This is a genomic window from Chryseobacterium sp. SIMBA_029 (assembly GCF_046535275.1).
Taxonomy (GTDB): domain Bacteria; phylum Bacteroidota; class Bacteroidia; order Flavobacteriales; family Weeksellaceae; genus Chryseobacterium.
Map to the genome: position 1 here is coordinate 1 of NZ_JAWRXA010000973.1, position 201 is coordinate 201.

The 201-nt window shown below is 37.8% G+C and carries 1 protein-coding gene; it reads left to right on the top strand.

All coding sequences use genetic code 11. The features are described from left to right. Positions 1 to 201 (top strand): RHS repeat-associated core domain-containing protein (locus SB679_RS26695; protein WP_410705488.1); only part of this gene is annotated, 201 nt, incomplete at both ends.

A 201-nucleotide genomic window follows, 5' to 3' on the forward strand; every position in this document is an offset into this window, starting at 1 on the left:
CCTGCACTAAAACCTTACCATAAACAATATAATGGTAAAGAAATACAGGAAAGCGGGATGTTGGATTACGGATGGAGGAATTATATGCCGGAAATAGGGAGATGGGGAGTAATGGATCAACTTTCTGAAAGTTATCTCTCTACCAGTCCTTATACCTATGTACTGAATAATCCTGTTAATATGTTTGATCCTGATGGAAGA